Raw genomic sequence first — 18,418 nt, forward strand, 5'->3', positions numbered from 1 at the left:
TTCGAGCGGCTCCTGGATACGCGAGAAAGAGACGCGACGGGGACCAGCGGGTACGGCGGAGGCGTTGCGCGAGGCTGCCAACAGATGTCCTTCCGAGGGCTCGCGGCGGACTGACTACACGCACGCCAGACAACCTCGCAACGTGAGCAAGCGGAGCGGGTCGTCAAAGGGCAGCGCAAAGGGGCAGTGTAGCCGAACGGCACACGCCTGTCCACTTCGCTCTCGCTGCATGCTTCACGTTGGTCGCAGCATCGCTCGTCTGAACGAATCCGTCAAGCCCGCAAGCCCGACTTTTAGCCGCCTAGGGGCTCAGACGCTGGGTTTTCTCCCCTGTGTGACTGATCGCCTACCGCCAGGCCCAAGACGATACCCGCGAACGGGGGCGGTTAACGCTCCGTCACACCGGGGGTCGAACCCAGGCCGACAACCGGTGTAGCAGTGACGGAGATACCCGCGACAAAGGACTCACTAAACCTAGTTTTTGGTAACAATTGAAGGACACGGCGCGCCCGGGGGCCCTCTCAGGCGGTCCCGAGCAGAGTCGACAGGTCCGAGACGAGCCACCTGCCGCCCTGCCTGATCATGACGAACCTGGCCCGGGTCTGGCTGACCTGCTGGCGCGGCCCGGCCTTCCCCGCGGCCTCCGTGATCGTACCCGTGTTCACGAACAGAAGAACCTCCACCCTGTCCGGCTCCGCCCGCTCCACCGCCGCGGCCACGACGGAGGCGGTCTGGACCATCTTGCGTTCCTTGGCTCTGGTCGACAGGGACCCCGACAGCTCCGCGTACTGCCGGGTGAGCGCCCCGGTGGTGTGCTGCCCCGCGCGCGCCAGGTCCCGCTCGACCGTGCGGTAGTCGTACGAGAGCAGCTCCGGCGCGACCGCCTTGGCGGCCGCCATGGCCTCCGCGCCCGCGGCCTCGCCGCCGCGCAGGGCCCGCCAGTCGGACCAGAGCACGCCCGCCGCCGCGCCCAGGGCGAGCACCAGGACGCCGAGCACCACCAGGACGGCCCTCACGTGACCTGCTCCGCCTTCGACACCAGCCAGACCCCTTGAACCTTGGCCAGGTCCATCCGCCACCGGTAGAAGCGCTCCTGGGGCGCGTCGTCGGAACCGTCCCAGCGGATCACCACGTCGGCCACCACGAGCGCCCTGGCGGTGTCCCCGGAGATCGACTCCAGCCCTGCCGCGCGTACCACGCCCTCCTGGATGACCTTGTTCTTGCGCGTGGTCCGCATCATCTCGTCCGCCGCGGCCTCGTACGCGGCCCTGGCGGCGCCGGTGGAGCTGGTCAGGATGCGGTGCACGTCGGAGTCGACGGTCTCGTGGTGGAGCGAGAGCAGGTTCATCGCGTGCGTGCCCGCCGCGCGCAGCACCGCCTGCCGGTCGTCGGCCCTGGCCTGTGCGTCGCGCTCCTGCACGCCGAGCCAGACCGCCGCCGCCGCGAGCAGCGCCGCCAGGACGGCGAGCACCGGGACGACCATGCGGGACATCCGCGCTCACCCCCTCCCGGCCGGTCGCCGGGATCATAACCCGCCCGCCTTCTCCGGGACCTGCCAATCGCCCCACACGGTACGAACCGGACCCGAATGGCATGGATCGCGGTCGGGCATGCGAAAGGGGCGGCACACCCGGCACCTGGGTGTGACCGCCCCTTTCGAAGCGTTCGGTCTTACTTGACCGTGACGGTGGCGCCGGCGCCCTCCAGGGCAGCCTTGGCCTTCTCCGCCTGCTCCTTGTTGACCTTGCCGTCGAAGACGTTCTTCGGAGCGCCGTCCACCAGGTCCTTGGCCTCCTTCAGGCCGAGGGACGTGAGGGCGCGGATCTCCTTGATGACCTGGATCTTCTTGTCGCCGGCGGCCTCGAGGATGACGTCGAACTCGTCCTGCTCCTCGGCAGCGGCGGCGGCCTCGCCACCACCGGCGGCGGCCGGAGCGGCGGCGACCGCGACCGGGGCGGCGGCCTTGACGTCGAAGGTCTCCTCGAACTGCTTAACGAACTCGGAAAGCTCGAGGAGGGTCATCTCCTTGAACGCGTCGAGCAGCTCGTCGGTGCTGAGCTTCGCCATGATGTTTCCTCCGTAAGGGACTTGCGAAATTTAGGAACGGGACCGCGGTGTTGCGGCAATCCCCGAGCTACTCGCCCGCCTCTTCGCGCTTGGCGCGAAGAGCGTCGGCCAGCTGAGCCATGTTGGTGGGCAGCGCGGCGAACATAGCGGCGGCAGCGCTCTGCTTCGCCTTGATCGCGCCAGCAAGCTTCGCGAGGAGAACCTCGCGGGACTCGAGGTCGGCGAGCTTGGTGATCTCAGTGGCGTCCAGCGTCTTGCCGTCGAGGACACCACCCTTGATCACCAGAAGGGGATTGGCCTTGGCGAAGTCACGCAGACCCTTGGCGGCCTCGACAACGTCGCCGTTGACGAAGGCGATCGCGGTCGGCCCGGTGAGCAGGTCGTCGAGACCCGCGAGACCGGCCTCGTTGGCCGCGATCTTGGTCAGGGTGTTCTTCGCCACGGCGAACTTCGCATTCTCACCGAGAGAGACGCGCAGCTGCTTGAGCTGGGCAACGGTGAGACCGCGGTACTCGGTCAGAACGGCGGCGGCGCTGCCTTCGAACTCGCTCTTGAGCTCGGCAACCGCTGTCGCCTTATCCGCCCTCGCCATGGGCCTCCTTCCAGGTGTGCCACCGGTGAAGGGCCCTGACATGAGAACAGCCCCGGGCGCAGGGCGCACACGGGGCTCACACACATGGAATGCACCATATGGGAAACTCGCATCACACCTGCGCGGGCCGTCCACCTGAGGTGGATCCTTCGGTCGCCAGGCTTTGAGGCACCTGGCGACGACCGGCGGTCTTCGGCAACGACCAGACTACGTGCTGGCCGCCGAGTTTCCAAATCGTTCTCAGTTGGTGGTGCCCTTCGGCAGCTCACCGACCTGGTCGGCGGGCGGGGCCTGGATGTCGACGGGCTCGTTGTAGCCCTTGAACATCAGCGTCGCGTCGAGCGTGCCGCCCTCCTTGGCGCCGCTCAGGGTCAGCTTGCGGGGCAGGCCGTCGGCGGCGACCCAGATGTCGAACTTGACGTCCTTCAGCTCGGCCAGGTTCTTCCGCGCCTGGTCCTGCTCCTCGGCGGGCAGCTGCTGCACGGCCGCCTCCACCGGGAAGGTGCCGCTGTAGTGGGTGGTGTCGGTGCCGCCCACGCTCTCGTTGCCGGCCGCCTTGACGTCCTGCGACGTGGTGATCATCTTGGTCACGTTCGCCAGGTCGAACTGCTGCACCTGGCCCAGCATCTGGTCCACCTGGGCACGGTCGCCGGCCTCGGCGAGCGGCACCTTGATCCACGGCTTGGTGGCGCCGAGCACCTTGTTGAGCGTCTCGACCTTGACGTACGCCGTGTCGCCCTGGAGGATCACCCGGGCGCCGCCGGGCAGCTCCCTGCCGCCGACGCCGGCGGTGTCCACGGTCAGGTCAAGGGCGAGCTGGGGCTGGCTCTGGTAGACCATGCGGCCCTGAACCTTGCCCTCGCCCTCCTGCGGGTGCGAGACGTCGACGACCGCGTCAACCGTGTAAGAACTGACCTCTGTCGTCTTCTGGGCCGCCTGGGCGAGCACCTCGGAGGCGGCGAGATTCACCTGAATGGGCTGCGCGTTAGTTCCACAGCCGGCGACCGCTGTCGCGGCCAGAGCGGCCGCGGCCGCGGCGATGGCGAGAGAAAACCTGCGCTTGAACATGTATCGACCCTACGTGTCAGCTGGCTTCTCGTAGCGCTTTCCCGCAGCTTCTCATGGAAAACCCAGGGATGTCCCTGAGAGGCGTTCCGTACGAAGGAAGCCGTGAATATCCGGACCCGGGAAAAAGGCCCCGGACATGGGAAAGCCCCGGCGCGGAGCACGCCGGGGCCTTTCCAGAAAAACTCGTCAGACGGCGTCGAGCTCGCCGACGATGCCGCGGGTGACGTTGGGGTCGACCGGGACACCGGGGCCCATGGTCGTGGAGAACGTCACCTTCTTGATGTAGCGGCCCTTGGCCGCCGACGGCTTGAGCCGCAGCACCTCGTCGAGCGCGGCCGCGTAGTTCTCCAGGAGCTGGCGCTCGGGGAACGACGTCTTGCCGATGATGAAGTGGAGGTTGGCCTGCCGGTCGGTGCGGAACTCGATCTTGCCGCCCTTGATCTCGGTCACGGCCTTGGCCACGTCGGGCGTCACCGTGCCGGTCTTCGGGTTGGGCATGAGACCGCGCGGGCCGAGGACGCGGCCCAGGCGGCCGACCTTGCCCATCAGGTCGGGCGTGGCCACCACGGCGTCGAACTCGTTGAGCCGGTTGCCCTTGGAGATCTCGTCGATCAGCTCGTCGGCCCCGACGATGTCGGCGCCCGCCTCGCGGGCCGCCTCAGCACGGTCACCGGTCGCGAAGACCAGGACCCGGGCGGTCTTACCGGTGCCGTGCGGGAGGTTGACCGTGCCGCGCACGATCTGGTCGGCCTTGCGAGGGTCGACGCCCAGCCTCAGCGCCACCTCGACGGTGGAGTCGAACTTGGTGGTCGACGTCTCCTTGGCCAGCCTGGCCGCGTCGGCCGGGCTGTAGAGCTTGTCGCGGTCGACCTTGGCCGCCGCGTCCTTGTGCGCCTTGCTGCGCTGCATGTCTGTCTCCTTGTGGTGTGCGGGCCGGCGGGCGGCCCTCCCACGGGTGGGGAAGTGCTTAGTCGGCGACGGTGATGCCCATGGAACGGGCGGTGCCGGCGATGATCTTCTCGGCCTGCTCGACGCTGTTGGCGTTGAGGTCGGGCATCTTCGTCTCGGCGATGCTGCGCAGCTGCTCGCGGCTGAGCTTGCCCACCTTGTCCTTGTGCGGGGTCGCGCTGCCCTTGTCGAGACCCAGCGCCTTCTTGATCAGCTCGGGCGCCGGAGGCGTCTTCGTGACGAAGGTGAAGCTGCGGTCTTCGAAAATGGTGATCTCGACGGGGATGATGTTGCCCCGCTGGGCCTCGGTCGCAGCGTTGTACTGCTTCACGAAGTCCATGATGTTGACGCCGTGGGGACCGAGGGCGGTACCGACCGGCGGTGCGGGCGTGGCCTGGCCAGCGGGAAGCTGGACCTTGACCAGAGCCGCGATCTTCTTCTTCGGAGGCATGAGTCCTTCTCCGGGTCCTGATGGTGATGCCTTCCGGAACGCGGGTGCGCCCGGACATGTCGGAAGGCCGCCCTTCGCGACAGGCGGCCGACCGAACGTTTAATTGTAGGTGATCGTCTCAGATCTTCGACACCTGGTTGAACGACAGCTCCACCGGGGTCTCCCGGCCGAAGATCGAGACCAGCACCTTGAGCTTCTGCGACTCGGGGCTGATCTCGCTGACCGAGGCGGGCAGGGTGGCGAACGGGCCGTCCATGACGGTGACGGACTCGCCGATCTCGAACTCGACGGCGGGGCCGGAGGGCGTCTTGGCGGCGGTCTTCTTGCTCTCCTCGGTCGGCTCCGGGGCGAGCAGCTTGGCCACCTCGTCGAGGCTGAGCGGGCTGGGCTTGTTGGACAGGCCGACGAAGCCGGTCACGCCCGGGGTGTTGCGCACCGCGGCCCAGGACTCGTCGGTCAGCTCCATGCGCACCAGGACGTAGCCGGGCAGCACGCGCTCCTTGACCGGCACCTTCTTGCCGCTCTTGAACTCCTGGACGGTGTGCGTCGGCACCTCGACCTGGTAGATGTAGTCCTCCATGTTGAGCGACACGTTGCGGCTCTCGATGTTGGACTTCACGCGGTTCTCGTAACCGGCGTAGGAGTGGATCACGTACCACTCGCCGGGCAGGCCGCGGAGCGAACGCTTGAACTCCTCGACCGGGTCGACGTCGGGCTCGACGTCACCGTCCTCCTCGACGACGGCCGCCTCGGCGGTCTCGTCGACCTCGTCGCTGTCCACGACGTCTTCGACGGTCTCCTCAGCGGCCTGGGAGGCCTCTTCCGGCTCGGCGTCCCACTTCTCGCGGGGCTCGTCGGCCGGCACTGAAGATTCGGACACGGTGACTCTTCCTCTTTCGTCGGTATCGAACGGCGGCTCCGTCAGGCGCGCGCCGTCTGCGTCAGAATCAGCCGCCGAAAATCTGCAGGACGGCCCAGCCGAACGCGGCGTCGAGGCCGTAGATGATGCCGACCATGATCAGCACGAACACCATGACAACCGTGGTGTACGTGACCAGCTCCTTGCGCGTCGGCCAAATGACCTTGCGCAGCTCGGCCACGACCTGACGGTAGAACAGGGCCGGAGAAGTACGCTTCTTCTCACCACTGGGCTTGCCTGCGGTCTCGCCGCGCGTGTCGATCGCCACAGTCCTCACCTGAAATCGGTCGTATCCAACGCAGTTATGCGGCGCCTACACGCCATTATTGCGCGGACCGCACTCGCAGGGCACGAGGGACTCGAACCCCCAACCGCCGGTTTTGGAGACCGGTGCGCTACCAATTGCGCCAGTGCCCTATGTCGTCAACCACACTACCCTGATCGACTTACTGCCTGGACCGAACGCCACATCGACATGCGGCTGCAGGACCTGGCGAAAGTGTACGGAAGATTGCCCGCCACGTCGAACCCAAACCTGATCGCGCAGGTCACATGGCGTGGGGGCACGCGTGGGAGCATGGAGGCATGTCCACCCGACGCCGTGTCTCCACACGGATTTCCGCGATTTCCGAGTCCGCGACCCTCGCCGTGGACGCCAAGGCGAAGGCGATGAAGGCGGCCGGCCGTCCGGTCATCGGCTTCGGCGCGGGCGAGCCCGACTTCCCGACGCCCGACTACATCGTCGAGGCCGCCGTGGCCGCGGCGCGCGAGCCCCGCTTCCACAAGTACACCCCGGCGGGCGGCCTGCCCGAGCTGAAGCAGGCGATCGCCGCCAAGACGCGGCGCGACTCCGGCTACGAGGCCGACGCGTCGCGGGTGCTGGTGACCAACGGCGGCAAGCAGGCCGTCTACGAGGCGTTCGCCACGCTGCTCGACCCGGGCGACGAGGTCCTGGTCGTGGCCCCCTACTGGACGACCTACCCGGAGGCGATCAAGCTGGCCGGGGGCGTCCAGGTCGACGTCGTCACCGACGAGACGACGGGCTACCTGGCGGGCGTCGAGCAGCTGGAGGCGGCCCGCACCGACCGCACGAAGGTCCTGCTGTTCGTCTCGCCGTCCAACCCGACGGGCGCCGTCTACTCGCGCGAGCAGACGGTCGAGATCGGCCGCTGGGCGGCCGAGCACGGCCTGTGGGTGGTCACCGACGAGATCTACGAGCATCTGACGTACGGCGGCGCCGAGTTCACCAGCATCGCCACGGCCGTCCCCGAGCTGGGCGACCAGGTCGTGATCCTCAACGGCGTGGCCAAGACGTACGCGATGACGGGCTGGCGGGTCGGCTGGCTGATCGGGCCGCCCGACGTGGTCAAGGCGGCGACCAACCTGCAGTCGCACGCCACCTCCAACGTCTCCAACGTCTCGCAGATGGCCGCGCTGGCGGCGGTCTCCGGCGACCTGTCCGCGGTGGCGCGGATGCGTGAGGCGTTCGACCGGCGCCGCCAGACGATGGTGCGGATGCTCAACGAGATCCCGGGCGTGTTGTGCCCGGAGCCGAAGGGCGCGTTCTACGCCTACCCGGCGGTCAAGGAGCTCATCGGCAAGGAGCTGCGCGGGCGCCGCCCGGGGTCGTCGGCCGAGCTGGCCGAGCTGATCCTGGAGGAGGCGGAGGTGGCGGTGGTGCCCGGCGAGGCGTTCGGCACCCCCGGCTACTTCCGCCTGTCGTACGCGCTGGGCGACGACGACCTGGTGGAGGGCGTCAGCCGCCTCGCCAAGCTGCTGGCCGAGGCCCACTGACCGCGTCGCCCGGCAACGCGCGGGGCGATCACGGCGACGTCCGCAACGAGGGGGGTTACCCGGTCACCTCGTCGGCGATGCGGTCGATCTCCGTGGACAGGCCGGGGGTCGCGGCGACGTAGACGGCGGTGCCGGGGCGCTCCAGCCACATGAAGTTGTGCAGGTCGCCCCGGGTCTCCCAGCTCAGCGCGGGCTTGCCGTGGTGCATGCCGAGCGTGGCCCGGTCGACGAGGGTGGCGAACTCCTCGGCGGTCCTGACCCCGCAGACGACGCCGACGTGCAGTCGCTCGGCGCCCCGGCTCCAGGTCTCGCCCCTGACCTTCAGCTTCCGGGTGAGGGATCTGACGTGCCGGAACGTACCGGATCTCGTGGTGCCGACGGGCATGGCGGCGACGCCGACGGGTGCGGAGCCGCACGACAGCGTGGGGCCCGTCACGGCGGCGACCGGGCTGGGCCGGCCGATCTGCGGCGCGGGGGCGGACGGGCCGCACGCGGCAAGGCTCAGTGTCAGGAGCACCGTCGCCAGGCGCCGCATCACCACTCCAGGGCCGGAACGCGGGAAGAAGGACCCTAGTCTCCTACAACAGCCGTGCTGACACGGCAAGTCGCGGCCCGGTCCGGTGGCAAAATATGGCGATGGCAAGGTCCCTGCTCTCGCTGCCCAAGGCCCATCTGCATCTCCACTTCACCGGCTCCATGCGCCACTCGACCCTGATCGAGCTGGCCAGGGAGCAGGGCCTGCACCTGCCCGACGCGCTGGAGCAGGACTGGCCGCCCCGGCTGCGGGCGACCGACGAGCGCGGCTGGTTCCGGTTCCAGCGGCTGTACGACATCGCCAGGTCGGTGCTGCGGCGGCCGGAGCACGTCTACCGGCTGCTGCGCGAGACCGCCGAGGACGAGACGGCGGCCGGGTCGCGGTGGCTGGAGATCCAGGTCGACCCGTCGGGCTACCAGCAGATGTTCGGCGGCCTGACGGCCACGCTGGAGCTGGTGCTGGACGCGGCCGAGCAGGCTTCGCGGGCCACGGGCACCGGCCTCGCGGTGGTGGTGGCCGCCAACCGCACCAGGCATCCCCTCGACGCCAACACGCTCGCCCGGCTGGCCGCCCAGTACGTCGGCAAGGGCGTGGTCGGGTTCGGCCTGTCCAACGACGAGCGGCGTGGCCAGGCCCGCGACTTCGACCGGGCGTTCCGCATCGCCAAGCGGGCCGGGCTGCTGGCCGTGCCGCACGGCGGGGAGCTGCTGGGGCCGCGGAGCGTGGCGCAGTGCGTCGACGACCTCGACGCCGACCGGGTCGGCCACGGCGTGCGCGCGGCCGAGGACCGGTGGCTGATGGAGCGGCTGGCCGAGCGGCAGATCTGCTGCGAGGTGTGCCCGACCTCCAACGTGGGGCTGGGGGTGGCCGAGCGGGCGGCGGACGTGCCGCTGCGCAGGCTGTTCGAGGCGGGGGTGCCGGTCGCGCTCGGCTCCGACGACCCGCTGCTGTTCGGGGCCCGGCTGCTGCGCCAGTACGAGCTGGCCAGGGAGGTGTACGGGTTCACCGACGCGGAGATCGCCGAGCTGGCGCGCCAGTCGATCAGGTCGTCCGCCGCGCCCGAGCCGGTCCGCAAGGAGCTGATCAAGGGCGTCGACGACTGGCTGGCCTCACCGGAGTGAGCCGGCCAGCTCGGCCGCCCGCGCCATCGACGGGGCGCCCTCCAGCCGGTGGCCGACGTCGCCCGCCTGCCAGATGAGGGTGGGCCCGGCCTGGCGCAGCGGCACCTCCCCGCCCCCCTCGCGGGTGATGTAGCCGAGGGGGTGCGAGCCCGGCAGCCAGAAGCCGGTGACGCCGTCGACCTCGACCTCGTCGGGGAACGGCGGGCCGAGCCGCTTGAAGAAGAACGGGTCCATCCGGCCGTCGAACTGGTCCAGCCGGATGCCGTCCGGCCAGAACATCGACACCACCCGGCCGCCGTCGGCGACCGTCACGCGTTCCGGCTCGCCCAGCGCGGCCAGGGTCCTGACCGGGAACGCGACCTGCCCGGCGACCTCGTCAGGCGGCACCTCCCGCTCCCCCGGCAGCGGCGCCGGCGTGGGCACCGGAGCCGGCGTGTCGCCGCCGAGCCGCAGCTCGATCCCGGCGTAACGGAGGATCGCGGTCACCGCCTGCCTGCCCTGCGGGGTGGCCGCCGTGACGGCGACCAGGGCGACCACCGCCACCGCGACGATCCGCCACCGCCGCCTCCGCTTGACCGGCCGCGGGGCTTCCAGCCTGGTCCTTACGGCCGCCGCCACCTGCTCGGGCGGCGGGGCCGGCACGTCGAGGGAGCCGGCCAGGGCGCGCAACTCGGCCTCGATGTCGTCGAAGCGCTCATCCGAGCTCATGCCCTGCCTCCTCCCTGAGCCTCGCCAGGCCGCGGTGCGTCCTGGACTTGACGGTGCCGACCGGCCAGCCGAGCACCTGGGCGGTCTCGGCCTCGGACAGCTGTAAGAAGTACCGGCAGACGACGGCTCTGCGTTCCCGCTCGGGCAGCGCCCTGACCGCCTCCAGCAGCCGGGCCCGCCGGTCCGTCGCCACGGCCGTGCCCTCGGGGTCGTCGGGGGCCTTCGCCTCGGCCGTGGCGCTCAGCCGTACCGTCAGCTCCGACCTGCGGCCGCGCGCCCGCGTCAGGTTGTGCGTCTCGTTGGCCACGATACGCAGCAGCCACGGGCGGAAACCCGCGTCGCGGCGGAACGTCCTGAGATGCCGGAACGCCTTGACGAACGCCTCCTGCACCACGTCCTCGGCCTCGTCTCGGGCGCCGAACAGGACCGCGGTGCGGTGCGCGAGCGCGCTGTAACGGGCGACCAGCACCTCGTAGGCGGTCAGGTCGCCCTCCAGCGAGCGGGCGATGGCCTCGTCGTCATCCATGGGCGTGACTGATTCCACCGCATTCGTGGCGGGTACGGAAGAGTGTTCCGTGACCTTCGGCGCGGGGCGGGCACTAGACTCTGGCCCATTCCCGCGAACCCGTAAGGATCGGCGACTATGTCCTCTGGTTATGACCGTGTAGTCCAACCGGCAGCCGGTGACGAGGCCCTGGAGAACCACCTCGGCGGTGACGAGGCCAGAAACTACCGCAAGTACGAGTTCGACATGGTCGCCCCCCACGTCGGCCGGTCCCTGCTGGAGATCGGCTCCGGGCTCGGCCACTTCGCCGAGCAGTTCCTGCCGCGGCTCGACCGGCTGGTCGTCAGCGACTTCGACCCCTACTGCGTCGAGCAGCTCAAAAAGCGCTTCGCCGACCGCGACGACATCGACGTGCTGCAGTTCGCCCTGCCGACCGAGATCCCGCTCAAGGACAAGGTCGACACCGTGGTCATGATGAACGTCCTGGAGCACATCGAGGACGACGCCGAAGCGCTGCGCTCCCTGGCGCGCGTCACCCTCCCGGGCGGGCGGATCGTCATCTGGGTGCCGGGCTACATGCAGCTGTACGGCGACTTCGACCGCAAGGTCGGCCACGTGCAGCGCTACACGCCCAAGACGCTGGCCGCCACCGTGGGCAAGGCGGGGCTGGACATCGAGGTGCTCAAGCCGATCAACTTCCTGGGCGGCATCGCCTGGTGGGCGGCGGTGCGCCGGGGTGGGGTGGGTTACCCGGACCCGCGGCTGGTCAAGATCTACGACCGCACGGTGGTGCCGATGACGCGGCTCATCGAGCGCTTCATCCGGCCGCCGTTCGGGCAGACGGTCTTCTGCGTGGCCCGCGTCCCCGGCTGACTGTTCCTCATCGCGTGGTTCCTCGGTGCGGGTGCTGGTTCTACGGCGGATGCTCGCCGGGCTGATTGCTCCGCGCGAACCATGCCCGGCCGCGTGACATGGGCCTCGCAGTAGACGCGCTCCGCGCGAAATCCAGCTCGGGCTGCGCTGTGCGGGGGCAAGCCCCCGCGCCCCCCGGGCGAGGGAGCTACCGCCCCCTCGCGCTCCCCGCTCCCTGCCCATGCGGCGCCCGGGTGTCCCCATAGCTGATCAGGACGGTGGCATGGGTCCACCTCGTTGATCGGGACCCCAGGGGATCCCAAGGCCGACAGCCGTGGCCTGATCTCCGGAGCGGCTCGACGGCCCGATGGTCGCCGTCCAGCGCCCGCGCCGCAGCGCGATCCCGCCATCTGGGCGTATCAACACTTTCGCGCCATGGAACGGCAGCAAGCCGTGCCGAATCCAGTGATCGCGCACCTCGTCCAGATAGTCCCACAGGCGGCGCGGCCCGCTCTGGTGAACGATGACCTCCCCGGCGCGCTCTTCGGCCCGCGCCCACGATCCGTCCGGATGCACCATGATCGCGATCCGGATGCCGTTCTCCCGCGTGTGATGGTGCGTGATGCCTGGCGCGATGATCTCCAGCATGGTCCGTACGTCCCATGCCTCGACCACGTCCGGCACCACCGGATACCGGCCGCGCTCGACCCGCTCGCCCTCCTCGACGCGGGCCCGGTCCAGGAGCGCGTGCTCGGCCTGCGGATAGTCGGCGCCCGTCCGCGTACCCATGAACATGGCCTGGTCGCGCTCGATCCGGCCGGTCGCGGTGCCGTCCGGCTTCTTCTCGGCCGTGAGGATGACCCCCATGCCGGAGATCGTGGTGGCCAGCCGTCCGCCGGTGTGCAGAGCTGCCAGCCAGGACGGCGGGATCGGCCGTACCGACACCGTGGCGACGATCCGGTCCCACTGCCCGTCCAGCGGGCGCGTCGCGTCCCCGGCGATCAGCCGCGGCTCGTACCCGGCTTCCCCGAGCCGCCGCCGTGCCGCTCCGACGAGGTACGGGTCCACGTCGATCGCCGTCACCCGCTCGTCGCCGAGCCGAGCGCACAGTACGGCGGTGCCGTATCCGCTGCCGGCGCCCACGTCCAGGACGGTGCACGAGTCGTCGATCGAGGCATGCCTGAACATCTGGGCGACCAGCCCGGGAAGGGTGGACGACGAGGTGGGGCGGCCTGACGCGCGGGCGCCCGGATCGGCATGGTCAGCGTGCAGCGGCCCGATCCGTGTCACCAGTGTGGCGTTCGTGTAGGCCGCCGTCAGCCACTGTCCGGGGTCAGAGGCGCCATCCCGCCGCGCCCACCCGCCTTCCACCGGTTCCCACCAGTTAGGCACGAACGTGTGCCGGGGCGTGCGAGCGACCGGCGCCCGCCAGCGGGACCCGGGCGGCGTCGCGATGGCGGCCAGTGCTTCGGCCCGCTCTTTCCAGTCCATGAGAGCCCTTCAGCGGCCGGCTCGCAGGAAGCCCGTGGCCTTGTCCGGATCGTAGATCGTTTCCGCGGGGGCGCAGTCGTTGCCGTCGCTGTCAGGGTTGCACGCCGTGGCGGTGCGCCGACGCGGAACCTTCGCACACAGCTCTCGCCATTTCCTCCCGGCCAGGATGTCGGCCAGCGGAGTGGTGCGCACGTTTCCAGCCGACGGCAGGAACCGCGACAGAACGCACAGACGGACGTCACCGCCGCAGGAGACGGCCGCACGGCCATCGCCGCAGCGTCCGCACAGCTCGCGTACGGTCGGCTGGGCGGCCCGGTGCTCGGCGGCGCGGCCGACACCCCTCATCCGATCCACCCTGACACGGGTGACACCCAGCCGCTCCAACTCGGTGCGCGCCTGCTCGACGCGTTGCCCGTCGCCAAGGTCGATGATTCCCGCTCTGAGTGGGATACCGCGCCGCAGTGCCTCGCTGATCGCGGCACGGGTGCGTCGGTGGCTCCCCAGCCTGCCCGTGATCCTGTCGTGCTGGATCGGTGTGTCGCTGTAGTAGGAAGTGGCCAGCTCCACGCCTGGGCGGGTGAGCAGGTCCCAGAGCGGCTCCGTGATGTGCAGGAGATTCGAGAACACCTCCACCTTCAGGCCCCGGTCCAGCGCGTGCGTCAGCAGAAGGGCGAAGTCGGGCTGCAGGGTCGGCTCGCCGCCGATGAGTTGGACGTGTGAGACTCCGGCGGCGGGAGCGTCGTCGAGAAGCCGTTTCCAATCCGGGAGTGTCATCTCCCCGTGACCATCCGTGGGGGCGGAGAGGGCATAGCAGTGCGTGCAGCTGAGCTGGCAGCGGTTGGTGAGCTCCAGTTCGAGGAATCGGACGGGCGCCTGTGCCGGCGACCAAGCGGTTTCGATCGCGAGTTCAGCGGTCATCATCTGCTTTCTTCGTCCGGGGGCGACTGGCTGACGTCGGAGAGGGTGACGTCGGTGCTGTGGAGATCGAGGCAGCACCGGCACCCATGCGGCTCCTAACTTTCTGTAGCCTGTTGACTCCAGTTTGCAGTTTTATGGCGTGTGCGGAAAGCCCATCGAGGGTCACTGTTAAGGGACAGGCGGGTCACCCTGGGCACATCAACATCCGGGAGTACGCCGTGGTTGCCCGTGCGTACGGTCATGACGTCACCCGATGAGCGAGAAACTGCGGGACATCCGGCTCCGCATGACATGCATGGCCGCCAAGGTTGCTGCCGAGAACCCGGCACGCGAGGACGAGGTGGCGCTACGACTGGCCTTTCTCTGCGGAGAGTACGGACCGCGCCCGTGAAAGTGGATATCGGCGCCGTAGTCCGCGGTCACAGCATGCGGGGCAACCGCGCGACATGGGCCTCGCAGTAGACGCGCTCCGCGCGAAATCCAGCTCGGGCTGCGCTGTGCGGGGGCAAGCCCCCGCGCCCCAGGTCAAAGGCATGGCCTTCACCATGGGCGGCGCTCCGCGCCGATCAGCTCAGACGTGTTGTGCGGGGGCAAGCCCCCGCGCCCCCGGGCGAGGGAGCTACCGCCCCCTCGCGCTCCCCGGTCCCTGCCCATGCGGCGCGCGGGAATCCCCATAGCTGACCAGAAAGACGGTGGCATGGGTTCACCGGGTTGATCGGAACCTCAGGGGACCCCAAGTCCGTGGACAGGTGTGCAGGCATGGCCGACAGCCGTGACCTGATCCCCGGCGCAGCTCATCGGCTCAACGGCCCGATGGTCGCCGTCCAGGCCCCGCCGCAGCTCGATCCCACCATCTGGCCGTATCGGCCGCACATGGCGACGAGATGTGGTTGACCTCAACCGCAGTTGAGATTGCACGATGGCCGCTGAGGCCTGCCTCGTATGCGATTTGAGGAGTGCGTCCGTGAGCGCGGATTCTGCTTTCTGTTCGATCATCGACTACACCGTTGACGGCGTCGACACGCAGCGCGAGCTGGTGGAGGCCTTCGCCGAGATCCAGGAGCGGTGGGTGCGTTTCCATCCCGGCTACCGCTCGGCCCGCTTCCATGTGAGCACCGACGGCACACGCGTGTACAACATCGTGCACTGGGCGAGCGAGGCGGACTACCGCCACTTCGTGGAGACCTCCGATACCGAGGGCCGGATGGCCGCCATCGGCAAGGCGCTGGAGAGCCTGTCCGGCAGGGCCGAACCACGCATGACCGGAGTCCCTACCTACACCGTCGTCCGCGAGATCGGTCCCGGCCCTCAGCGCTTGGACCCGTGATCGCGCCCGGCAGCTCGCGGCCATGCCTGCCGACACTGCGAACCCCATCTCATCAGTAACGATCGATTGCGCAGGTCATTCATGAAGCTTGAGATTTACGCCGATGTGTTGTGCCCGTGGTGCTACATCGGCAAGAGACGCCTGACGGCCGCGCTGGCGCAGCACTCCGGCCGCGCTCGCGTCGAGGTCGCCTGGCGCAGCTATGAGCTGGCGCCGGAGGCGGAGCGCACCCCCGGCCCGACCGCCGCCGAGGCGATGGCCGAGTGGTGGGGCGAGCAGGCGCCCGCCCGCGTCGAGCACATCCGGTCGCTGGGCGCGGCCGAGGGCCTGGAGCTGAACCTGCATCTGGCTCGCCCGGTGAACACCTTCGACGCGCACCGGCTGGTCAAGCTGGCCACCGACCGCGACCGCGCCGACGAGATGATGGAACTGCTGCTGCGCGCCTACCACACCGAGGGCCTGAACGTCGCCGATGTGCAGGTCCTGCGTCGCCTTGGTGACCAGGCCGGGCTCGATGGCGATGAGGTGCGGGCCGTCCTGGCCGGCGACGGCTACGCCGACGAGGTCCGCGCCGACCGGCGCCGCGCGGCCGAACACGGCGTCACCGGCGTGCCCAGCCTGGTGGTCGACGGCCGTCCGCCGGTCCCCGGCGTCCAGCCTGTCGCTGATCTGTACCGGCTCCTGGAGCATGGTCTCGCGGCCCTTGACTGGTCCGGCTGATCGGCGATCCGAGCGCCCAATCTGCCCTTATCCCGCGCTCCGGCGGATCTGTGCAATGGAGAGCGCTGAGCTGGGCCGCACGGGGCAAGGCGCTGAACTGGGCAGGGACCGTGAGCCGCTGAACTGGGCAAGGACCGTGAGCCGTTGAACCGGGCCGCACGGGACAGAGCGCCGAACTGGGCAAGGACCGGGAGCCGCTGGGCCGCACAGGACAGGGCGCTGAACTGGGCAGGGACCGGGGAGCGCGAGGGGGCGGTAGCCCTCTCGCCCGGGGGCGCCGGGGGGGGGGGCCCCCCCCCCCCCCCCCCCGGGGGGGCGGGGGGGCGCCCCCCCGCACAACATGCCTGAGCTGATCAGCGCGAAGCGCCACCCACCGCGAAGACCACGCCCTTGACCTGAAGACGCGGGGGCTCGCCCCCGCACAACACAGCCCGAGCCGATCGGCGCGAAGCGCCACCCACCGCGAAGACCACGCCCTTGACCAGGGGACGCGAGGGCTCGCCCCCGCACAACACAGCCCGAGCTGGGATCGCGCGGAGCGCGTCTGCCGCGAGGGCCATGCAGTTGGGCTGAGACTCCGGCTGAGGACCTTCGGGAGGGTCCTCAGCCGGACGTCACTTGATGGACCCCGCCGTCAACCCGCCGACCACCTTCCGCTCGATCAACGCGAACAGGATGATCACCGGGATGGTGGCGATGACCGACCCGGCGAACAGGTTCTGCCAGTCGACCTGGTACTGGCCGATGAACGAGTTGAGCGCCACGGTCAGAGGCTGGTTCTCCGGGGTGGTGGTCAGGGTCAGGGCGACGACGAACTCGTTCCAGGCCGCGATGAACGTGAAGATCAGCGCGGTGATCACCCCGGGCATGGCCAGCGGGAGCGTGATGCGGAACAGCGCGCCGAACCGGCCGTTGCCGTCGATGAACGCGGCCTCCTCCAGCTCGCGCGGGATCGAGGAGAAGTACGCGTTCAGGATCCACACCGCGAACGCGAGGTTGAACCCGCCGTTGACCAGGATCAGCGACCAGATCGAGTCGACCAGCCCGAGCTGGGAGAACTCGCGGTAGATGCCCACGAGCATGGCCGTCGGCTGGAACATCTGGGTGATCAGCACGAGGATCAGGAAGAACGTCCGCCCCCTGAAGTTGTGCCGGGCGGAGTAGTAGGCGGCCGGCAGCGCCACCAGGAGCACCAGGACGGTGGAGCCGGCGGCCACCTGGAGGGTGACGACGAGGTTGCCCGCGAGGCCGCTGCTCCAGAAGTTGACCAGGTTGGCCCATTCCCACTGCGTGGGCAGGATGGTGGCGTCGCGCAGCGTCTCCTGGGGACGCAGCGAGGTCAGCAGCATCACCAGGTATGGGAACAGGAAGATGAACGCGACCACGTAGGCGACGGCCGCGGTCACCGTGGTCTTGAGTCTGGGCATGGCGCGGTGCCCGACGGGCGCGGGCCGGCGGCGGGCGGGGCGGGCCGACGCCTTCGGCGCGGTCTCGACTGCCATCACGCCACCGCCCTGTTCCAGCGCGAGATCTTGAGGAAGACCGCGGTGATCACCAGCACCATTCCGAAGTTGACGACCGACATGGCGGCGGACTCGCCGATGTCGGAGCTCTTGAGGATGAACATGAAGATGGTCGAGGTGGCCGTCGAGTATCCGGGCTGGCCGTGCGTCATCGCCCAGATGATCGGGAAGCTGTTGAAGACGTTCATCATGTTGATCAGCACGGCGACGGTCAGCGCGGGCCGGAGCAGCGGCAGGGTGATCGACCAGTAGGTGCGCGGCCGGGAGGCGCCGTCCATCTTGGCTGCCTCGTACACGTCACCGGGGATGGTGGCGAGGCCCGCGAGCAGCGCGTACGTGGTGAAGGGGACGGACACGAACACCGCGACGAACACCAGCCACGGCATGGCGGTGGAGGCGTCGCCGAGCTGGTCGGCTGAGGCTCCGCCGAGCGCGTCGATGAGCCCGAGTCTGAGCCTGATCTGGTTGATGACGCCGACCTCCGGGTCGAGCATCCACCGGAAGACGATGGCGGTCATCAGCACGGACGCGGCCCAGGGCGCGATCAGCGCCCAGCGGGCGACCTTGCGGCCGGGGAAGCGCTGGTTGAACAGCTGGGCGAGCGCGAGCGAGATCACCACGGTGAGGACGACGACGGCCACCACCCAGACCACGCTGCGGACCATGATGTCCGCGAAGTCCTTCTCGGCGAACAGCTTGTCGTAGTTGTCGAAGCCGTTCCAGCCTCGGACCACGCCGACCCGGCTGATCTCCAGGAACGAGGACCGGATCATCTCGACGACGGGCCAGAGCACGACGACGGCGATCAGCACCACCGCGGGCCCGATCCAGGCCAGCGGCTCCAGGGCGCGCAACCTTCTCATAAGTTCCTCCGTGGAG

General features: G+C 69.4%; 23 protein-coding genes and 1 tRNA gene. 7 read left to right on the forward strand and 17 right to left on the reverse strand.

Features of this window, described 5'->3' with window-relative positions; translation table 11 throughout:
- Positions 1-521: 521 nt before the first annotated feature.
- The 10 genes from ACIBF7_RS41510 to ACIBF7_RS41555 form a co-directional block, all read right to left on the reverse strand.
- Complete coding sequence (locus ACIBF7_RS41510; protein ID WP_271279687.1) at positions 522-1,016, reverse strand: hypothetical protein; 495 nt, start codon at positions 1,014-1,016, stop codon at positions 522-524.
- Positions 1,013-1,492: a hypothetical protein gene (locus ACIBF7_RS41515; protein ID WP_148036773.1), complete on the reverse strand. Its 480-nt coding sequence runs from the start codon at positions 1,490-1,492 to the stop codon at positions 1,013-1,015. Before ACIBF7_RS41515 ends, ACIBF7_RS41510 begins: the two co-directional genes overlap by 4 nt.
- Positions 1,493-1,671: 179 nt before the next feature.
- Positions 1,672-2,067, reverse strand: coding sequence for a 50S ribosomal protein L7/L12 (gene rplL / locus ACIBF7_RS41520; RefSeq protein WP_148036772.1), 396 nt, complete (start codon positions 2,065-2,067; stop codon positions 1,672-1,674).
- 67 nt (positions 2,068-2,134) lie between these two features.
- Positions 2,135-2,659, reverse strand: coding sequence for a 50S ribosomal protein L10 (gene rplJ / locus ACIBF7_RS41525; RefSeq protein WP_148036771.1), 525 nt, complete (start codon positions 2,657-2,659; stop codon positions 2,135-2,137).
- A 240-nt stretch (positions 2,660-2,899) separates the two neighbouring features.
- Entirely contained in the window at positions 2,900-3,727 is an 828-nt protein-coding gene (locus ACIBF7_RS41530) for an LppX_LprAFG lipoprotein (protein ID WP_271279686.1), read from the reverse strand.
- A 186-nt stretch (positions 3,728-3,913) separates the two neighbouring features.
- A complete protein-coding gene (rplA, locus tag ACIBF7_RS41535) occupies positions 3,914-4,636 on the reverse strand; it encodes a 50S ribosomal protein L1 (protein ID WP_148036769.1) in 723 nt (240 codons plus the stop codon).
- A gap of 58 nt (positions 4,637-4,694) precedes the next feature.
- Positions 4,695-5,126, reverse strand: coding sequence for a 50S ribosomal protein L11 (rplK, locus tag ACIBF7_RS41540; RefSeq protein WP_148036768.1), 432 nt, complete (start codon positions 5,124-5,126; stop codon positions 4,695-4,697).
- A gap of 118 nt (positions 5,127-5,244) precedes the next feature.
- On the reverse strand, positions 5,245-6,006 hold the full coding sequence (gene nusG / locus ACIBF7_RS41545; RefSeq protein ID WP_148036767.1) for a transcription termination/antitermination protein NusG: 762 nt from the start codon (positions 6,004-6,006) through the stop codon (positions 5,245-5,247).
- Positions 6,007-6,073: 67 nt separating this feature from the next.
- A complete protein-coding gene (gene secE / locus ACIBF7_RS41550) occupies positions 6,074-6,313 on the reverse strand; it encodes a preprotein translocase subunit SecE (protein WP_148036766.1) in 240 nt (79 codons plus the stop codon).
- A gap of 76 nt (positions 6,314-6,389) precedes the next feature.
- Positions 6,390-6,462 (reverse strand) — tRNA-Trp (locus ACIBF7_RS41555).
- A gap of 168 nt (positions 6,463-6,630) precedes the next feature.
- On the opposite strand from ACIBF7_RS41555, the gene ACIBF7_RS41560 reads away from it, so the two are divergent.
- Positions 6,631-7,839 (forward strand): pyridoxal phosphate-dependent aminotransferase, encoded by a 1,209-nt coding sequence (locus tag ACIBF7_RS41560; protein WP_364233175.1) that lies wholly within the window; start codon positions 6,631-6,633, stop codon positions 7,837-7,839.
- A gap of 55 nt (positions 7,840-7,894) precedes the next feature.
- Here ACIBF7_RS41560 and ACIBF7_RS41565 read toward each other — a convergent pair whose 3' ends face one another.
- Complete coding sequence (locus ACIBF7_RS41565; protein WP_271279684.1) at positions 7,895-8,374, reverse strand: hypothetical protein; 480 nt, start codon at positions 8,372-8,374, stop codon at positions 7,895-7,897.
- 95 nt (positions 8,375-8,469) lie between these two features.
- Between ACIBF7_RS41565 and ACIBF7_RS41570 the strand changes: the two genes are divergently transcribed.
- Positions 8,470-9,495 carry an adenosine deaminase gene (locus ACIBF7_RS41570; RefSeq protein ID WP_378525274.1) on the forward strand — a complete coding sequence of 342 codons (1,026 nt, stop codon included), beginning with the start codon at positions 8,470-8,472 and terminating at the stop codon, positions 9,493-9,495.
- On the opposite strand, the gene ACIBF7_RS41575 is transcribed toward ACIBF7_RS41570, so the two are convergent.
- Together ACIBF7_RS41575 and ACIBF7_RS41580 are read right to left on the reverse strand one after the other, a co-directional pair.
- A complete protein-coding gene (locus ACIBF7_RS41575; RefSeq protein WP_271279683.1) occupies positions 9,484-10,203 on the reverse strand; it encodes a hypothetical protein in 720 nt (239 codons plus the stop codon). The genes ACIBF7_RS41570 and ACIBF7_RS41575 overlap by 12 nt on opposite strands.
- On the reverse strand, positions 10,190-10,729 hold the full coding sequence (locus ACIBF7_RS41580) for an RNA polymerase sigma factor (RefSeq protein ID WP_148036761.1): 540 nt from the start codon (positions 10,727-10,729) through the stop codon (positions 10,190-10,192). The genes ACIBF7_RS41575 and ACIBF7_RS41580 overlap by 14 nt, the downstream gene beginning before the upstream one ends.
- A 117-nt stretch (positions 10,730-10,846) precedes the next feature.
- Between ACIBF7_RS41580 and ACIBF7_RS41585 the strand changes: the two genes are divergently transcribed.
- Complete coding sequence (locus ACIBF7_RS41585) at positions 10,847-11,581, forward strand: methyltransferase domain-containing protein (protein WP_148036760.1); 735 nt, start codon at positions 10,847-10,849, stop codon at positions 11,579-11,581.
- 249 nt (positions 11,582-11,830) lie between these two features.
- Here the strand turns inward: ACIBF7_RS41585 and ACIBF7_RS41590 are convergent, their stop codons facing one another.
- A complete protein-coding gene (locus ACIBF7_RS41590) occupies positions 11,831-13,051 on the reverse strand; it encodes a methyltransferase domain-containing protein (RefSeq protein WP_397199587.1) in 1,221 nt (406 codons plus the stop codon).
- Positions 13,052-13,060: 9 nt separating this feature from the next.
- The gene (locus ACIBF7_RS41595) at positions 13,061-13,972 is read right to left on the reverse strand and encodes a radical SAM protein (RefSeq protein ID WP_397199588.1); all 912 of its coding nucleotides are present in this window, start codon (positions 13,970-13,972) and stop codon (positions 13,061-13,063) included.
- Between the two features lie 250 nt (positions 13,973-14,222).
- On the opposite strand from ACIBF7_RS41595, the gene ACIBF7_RS41600 reads away from it, so the two are divergent.
- The 4 genes from ACIBF7_RS41600 (at position 14,223) to ACIBF7_RS41615 (ending at position 16,016) form a co-directional block, all read left to right on the forward strand.
- Positions 14,223-14,360 carry a hypothetical protein gene (locus tag ACIBF7_RS41600; protein WP_187281613.1) on the forward strand — a complete coding sequence of 46 codons (138 nt, stop codon included), beginning with the start codon at positions 14,223-14,225 and terminating at the stop codon, positions 14,358-14,360.
- Positions 14,361-14,728: 368 nt separating this feature from the next.
- Positions 14,729-14,863 carry a hypothetical protein gene (locus tag ACIBF7_RS41605; protein ID WP_397199589.1) on the forward strand — a complete coding sequence of 45 codons (135 nt, stop codon included), beginning with the start codon at positions 14,729-14,731 and terminating at the stop codon, positions 14,861-14,863.
- Positions 14,864-14,933: 70 nt separating this feature from the next.
- The gene (locus ACIBF7_RS41610; RefSeq protein ID WP_397199590.1) at positions 14,934-15,296 is read left to right on the forward strand and encodes an antibiotic biosynthesis monooxygenase family protein; all 363 of its coding nucleotides are present in this window, start codon (positions 14,934-14,936) and stop codon (positions 15,294-15,296) included.
- A gap of 81 nt (positions 15,297-15,377) precedes the next feature.
- Positions 15,378-16,016 (forward strand): DsbA family oxidoreductase, encoded by a 639-nt coding sequence (locus ACIBF7_RS41615; protein WP_397199591.1) that lies wholly within the window; start codon positions 15,378-15,380, stop codon positions 16,014-16,016.
- A 614-nt stretch (positions 16,017-16,630) separates the two neighbouring features.
- On the opposite strand, the gene ACIBF7_RS41620 is transcribed toward ACIBF7_RS41615, so the two are convergent.
- On the reverse strand, positions 16,631-17,518 hold the full coding sequence (locus tag ACIBF7_RS41620; RefSeq protein ID WP_397199592.1) for a carbohydrate ABC transporter permease: 888 nt from the start codon (positions 17,516-17,518) through the stop codon (positions 16,631-16,633).
- Complete coding sequence (locus tag ACIBF7_RS41625) at positions 17,518-18,402, reverse strand: carbohydrate ABC transporter permease (protein ID WP_148036755.1); 885 nt, start codon at positions 18,400-18,402, stop codon at positions 17,518-17,520. The genes ACIBF7_RS41620 and ACIBF7_RS41625 overlap by 1 nt, the downstream gene beginning before the upstream one ends.
- Between the last annotated feature and the right edge of the window lie 16 nt (positions 18,403-18,418).

It is taken from the genome of Nonomuraea sp. NPDC050478, from assembly GCF_044458265.1.
Taxonomy (GTDB): Bacteria; Actinomycetota; Actinomycetes; order Streptosporangiales; family Streptosporangiaceae; genus Nonomuraea; species Nonomuraea ferruginea.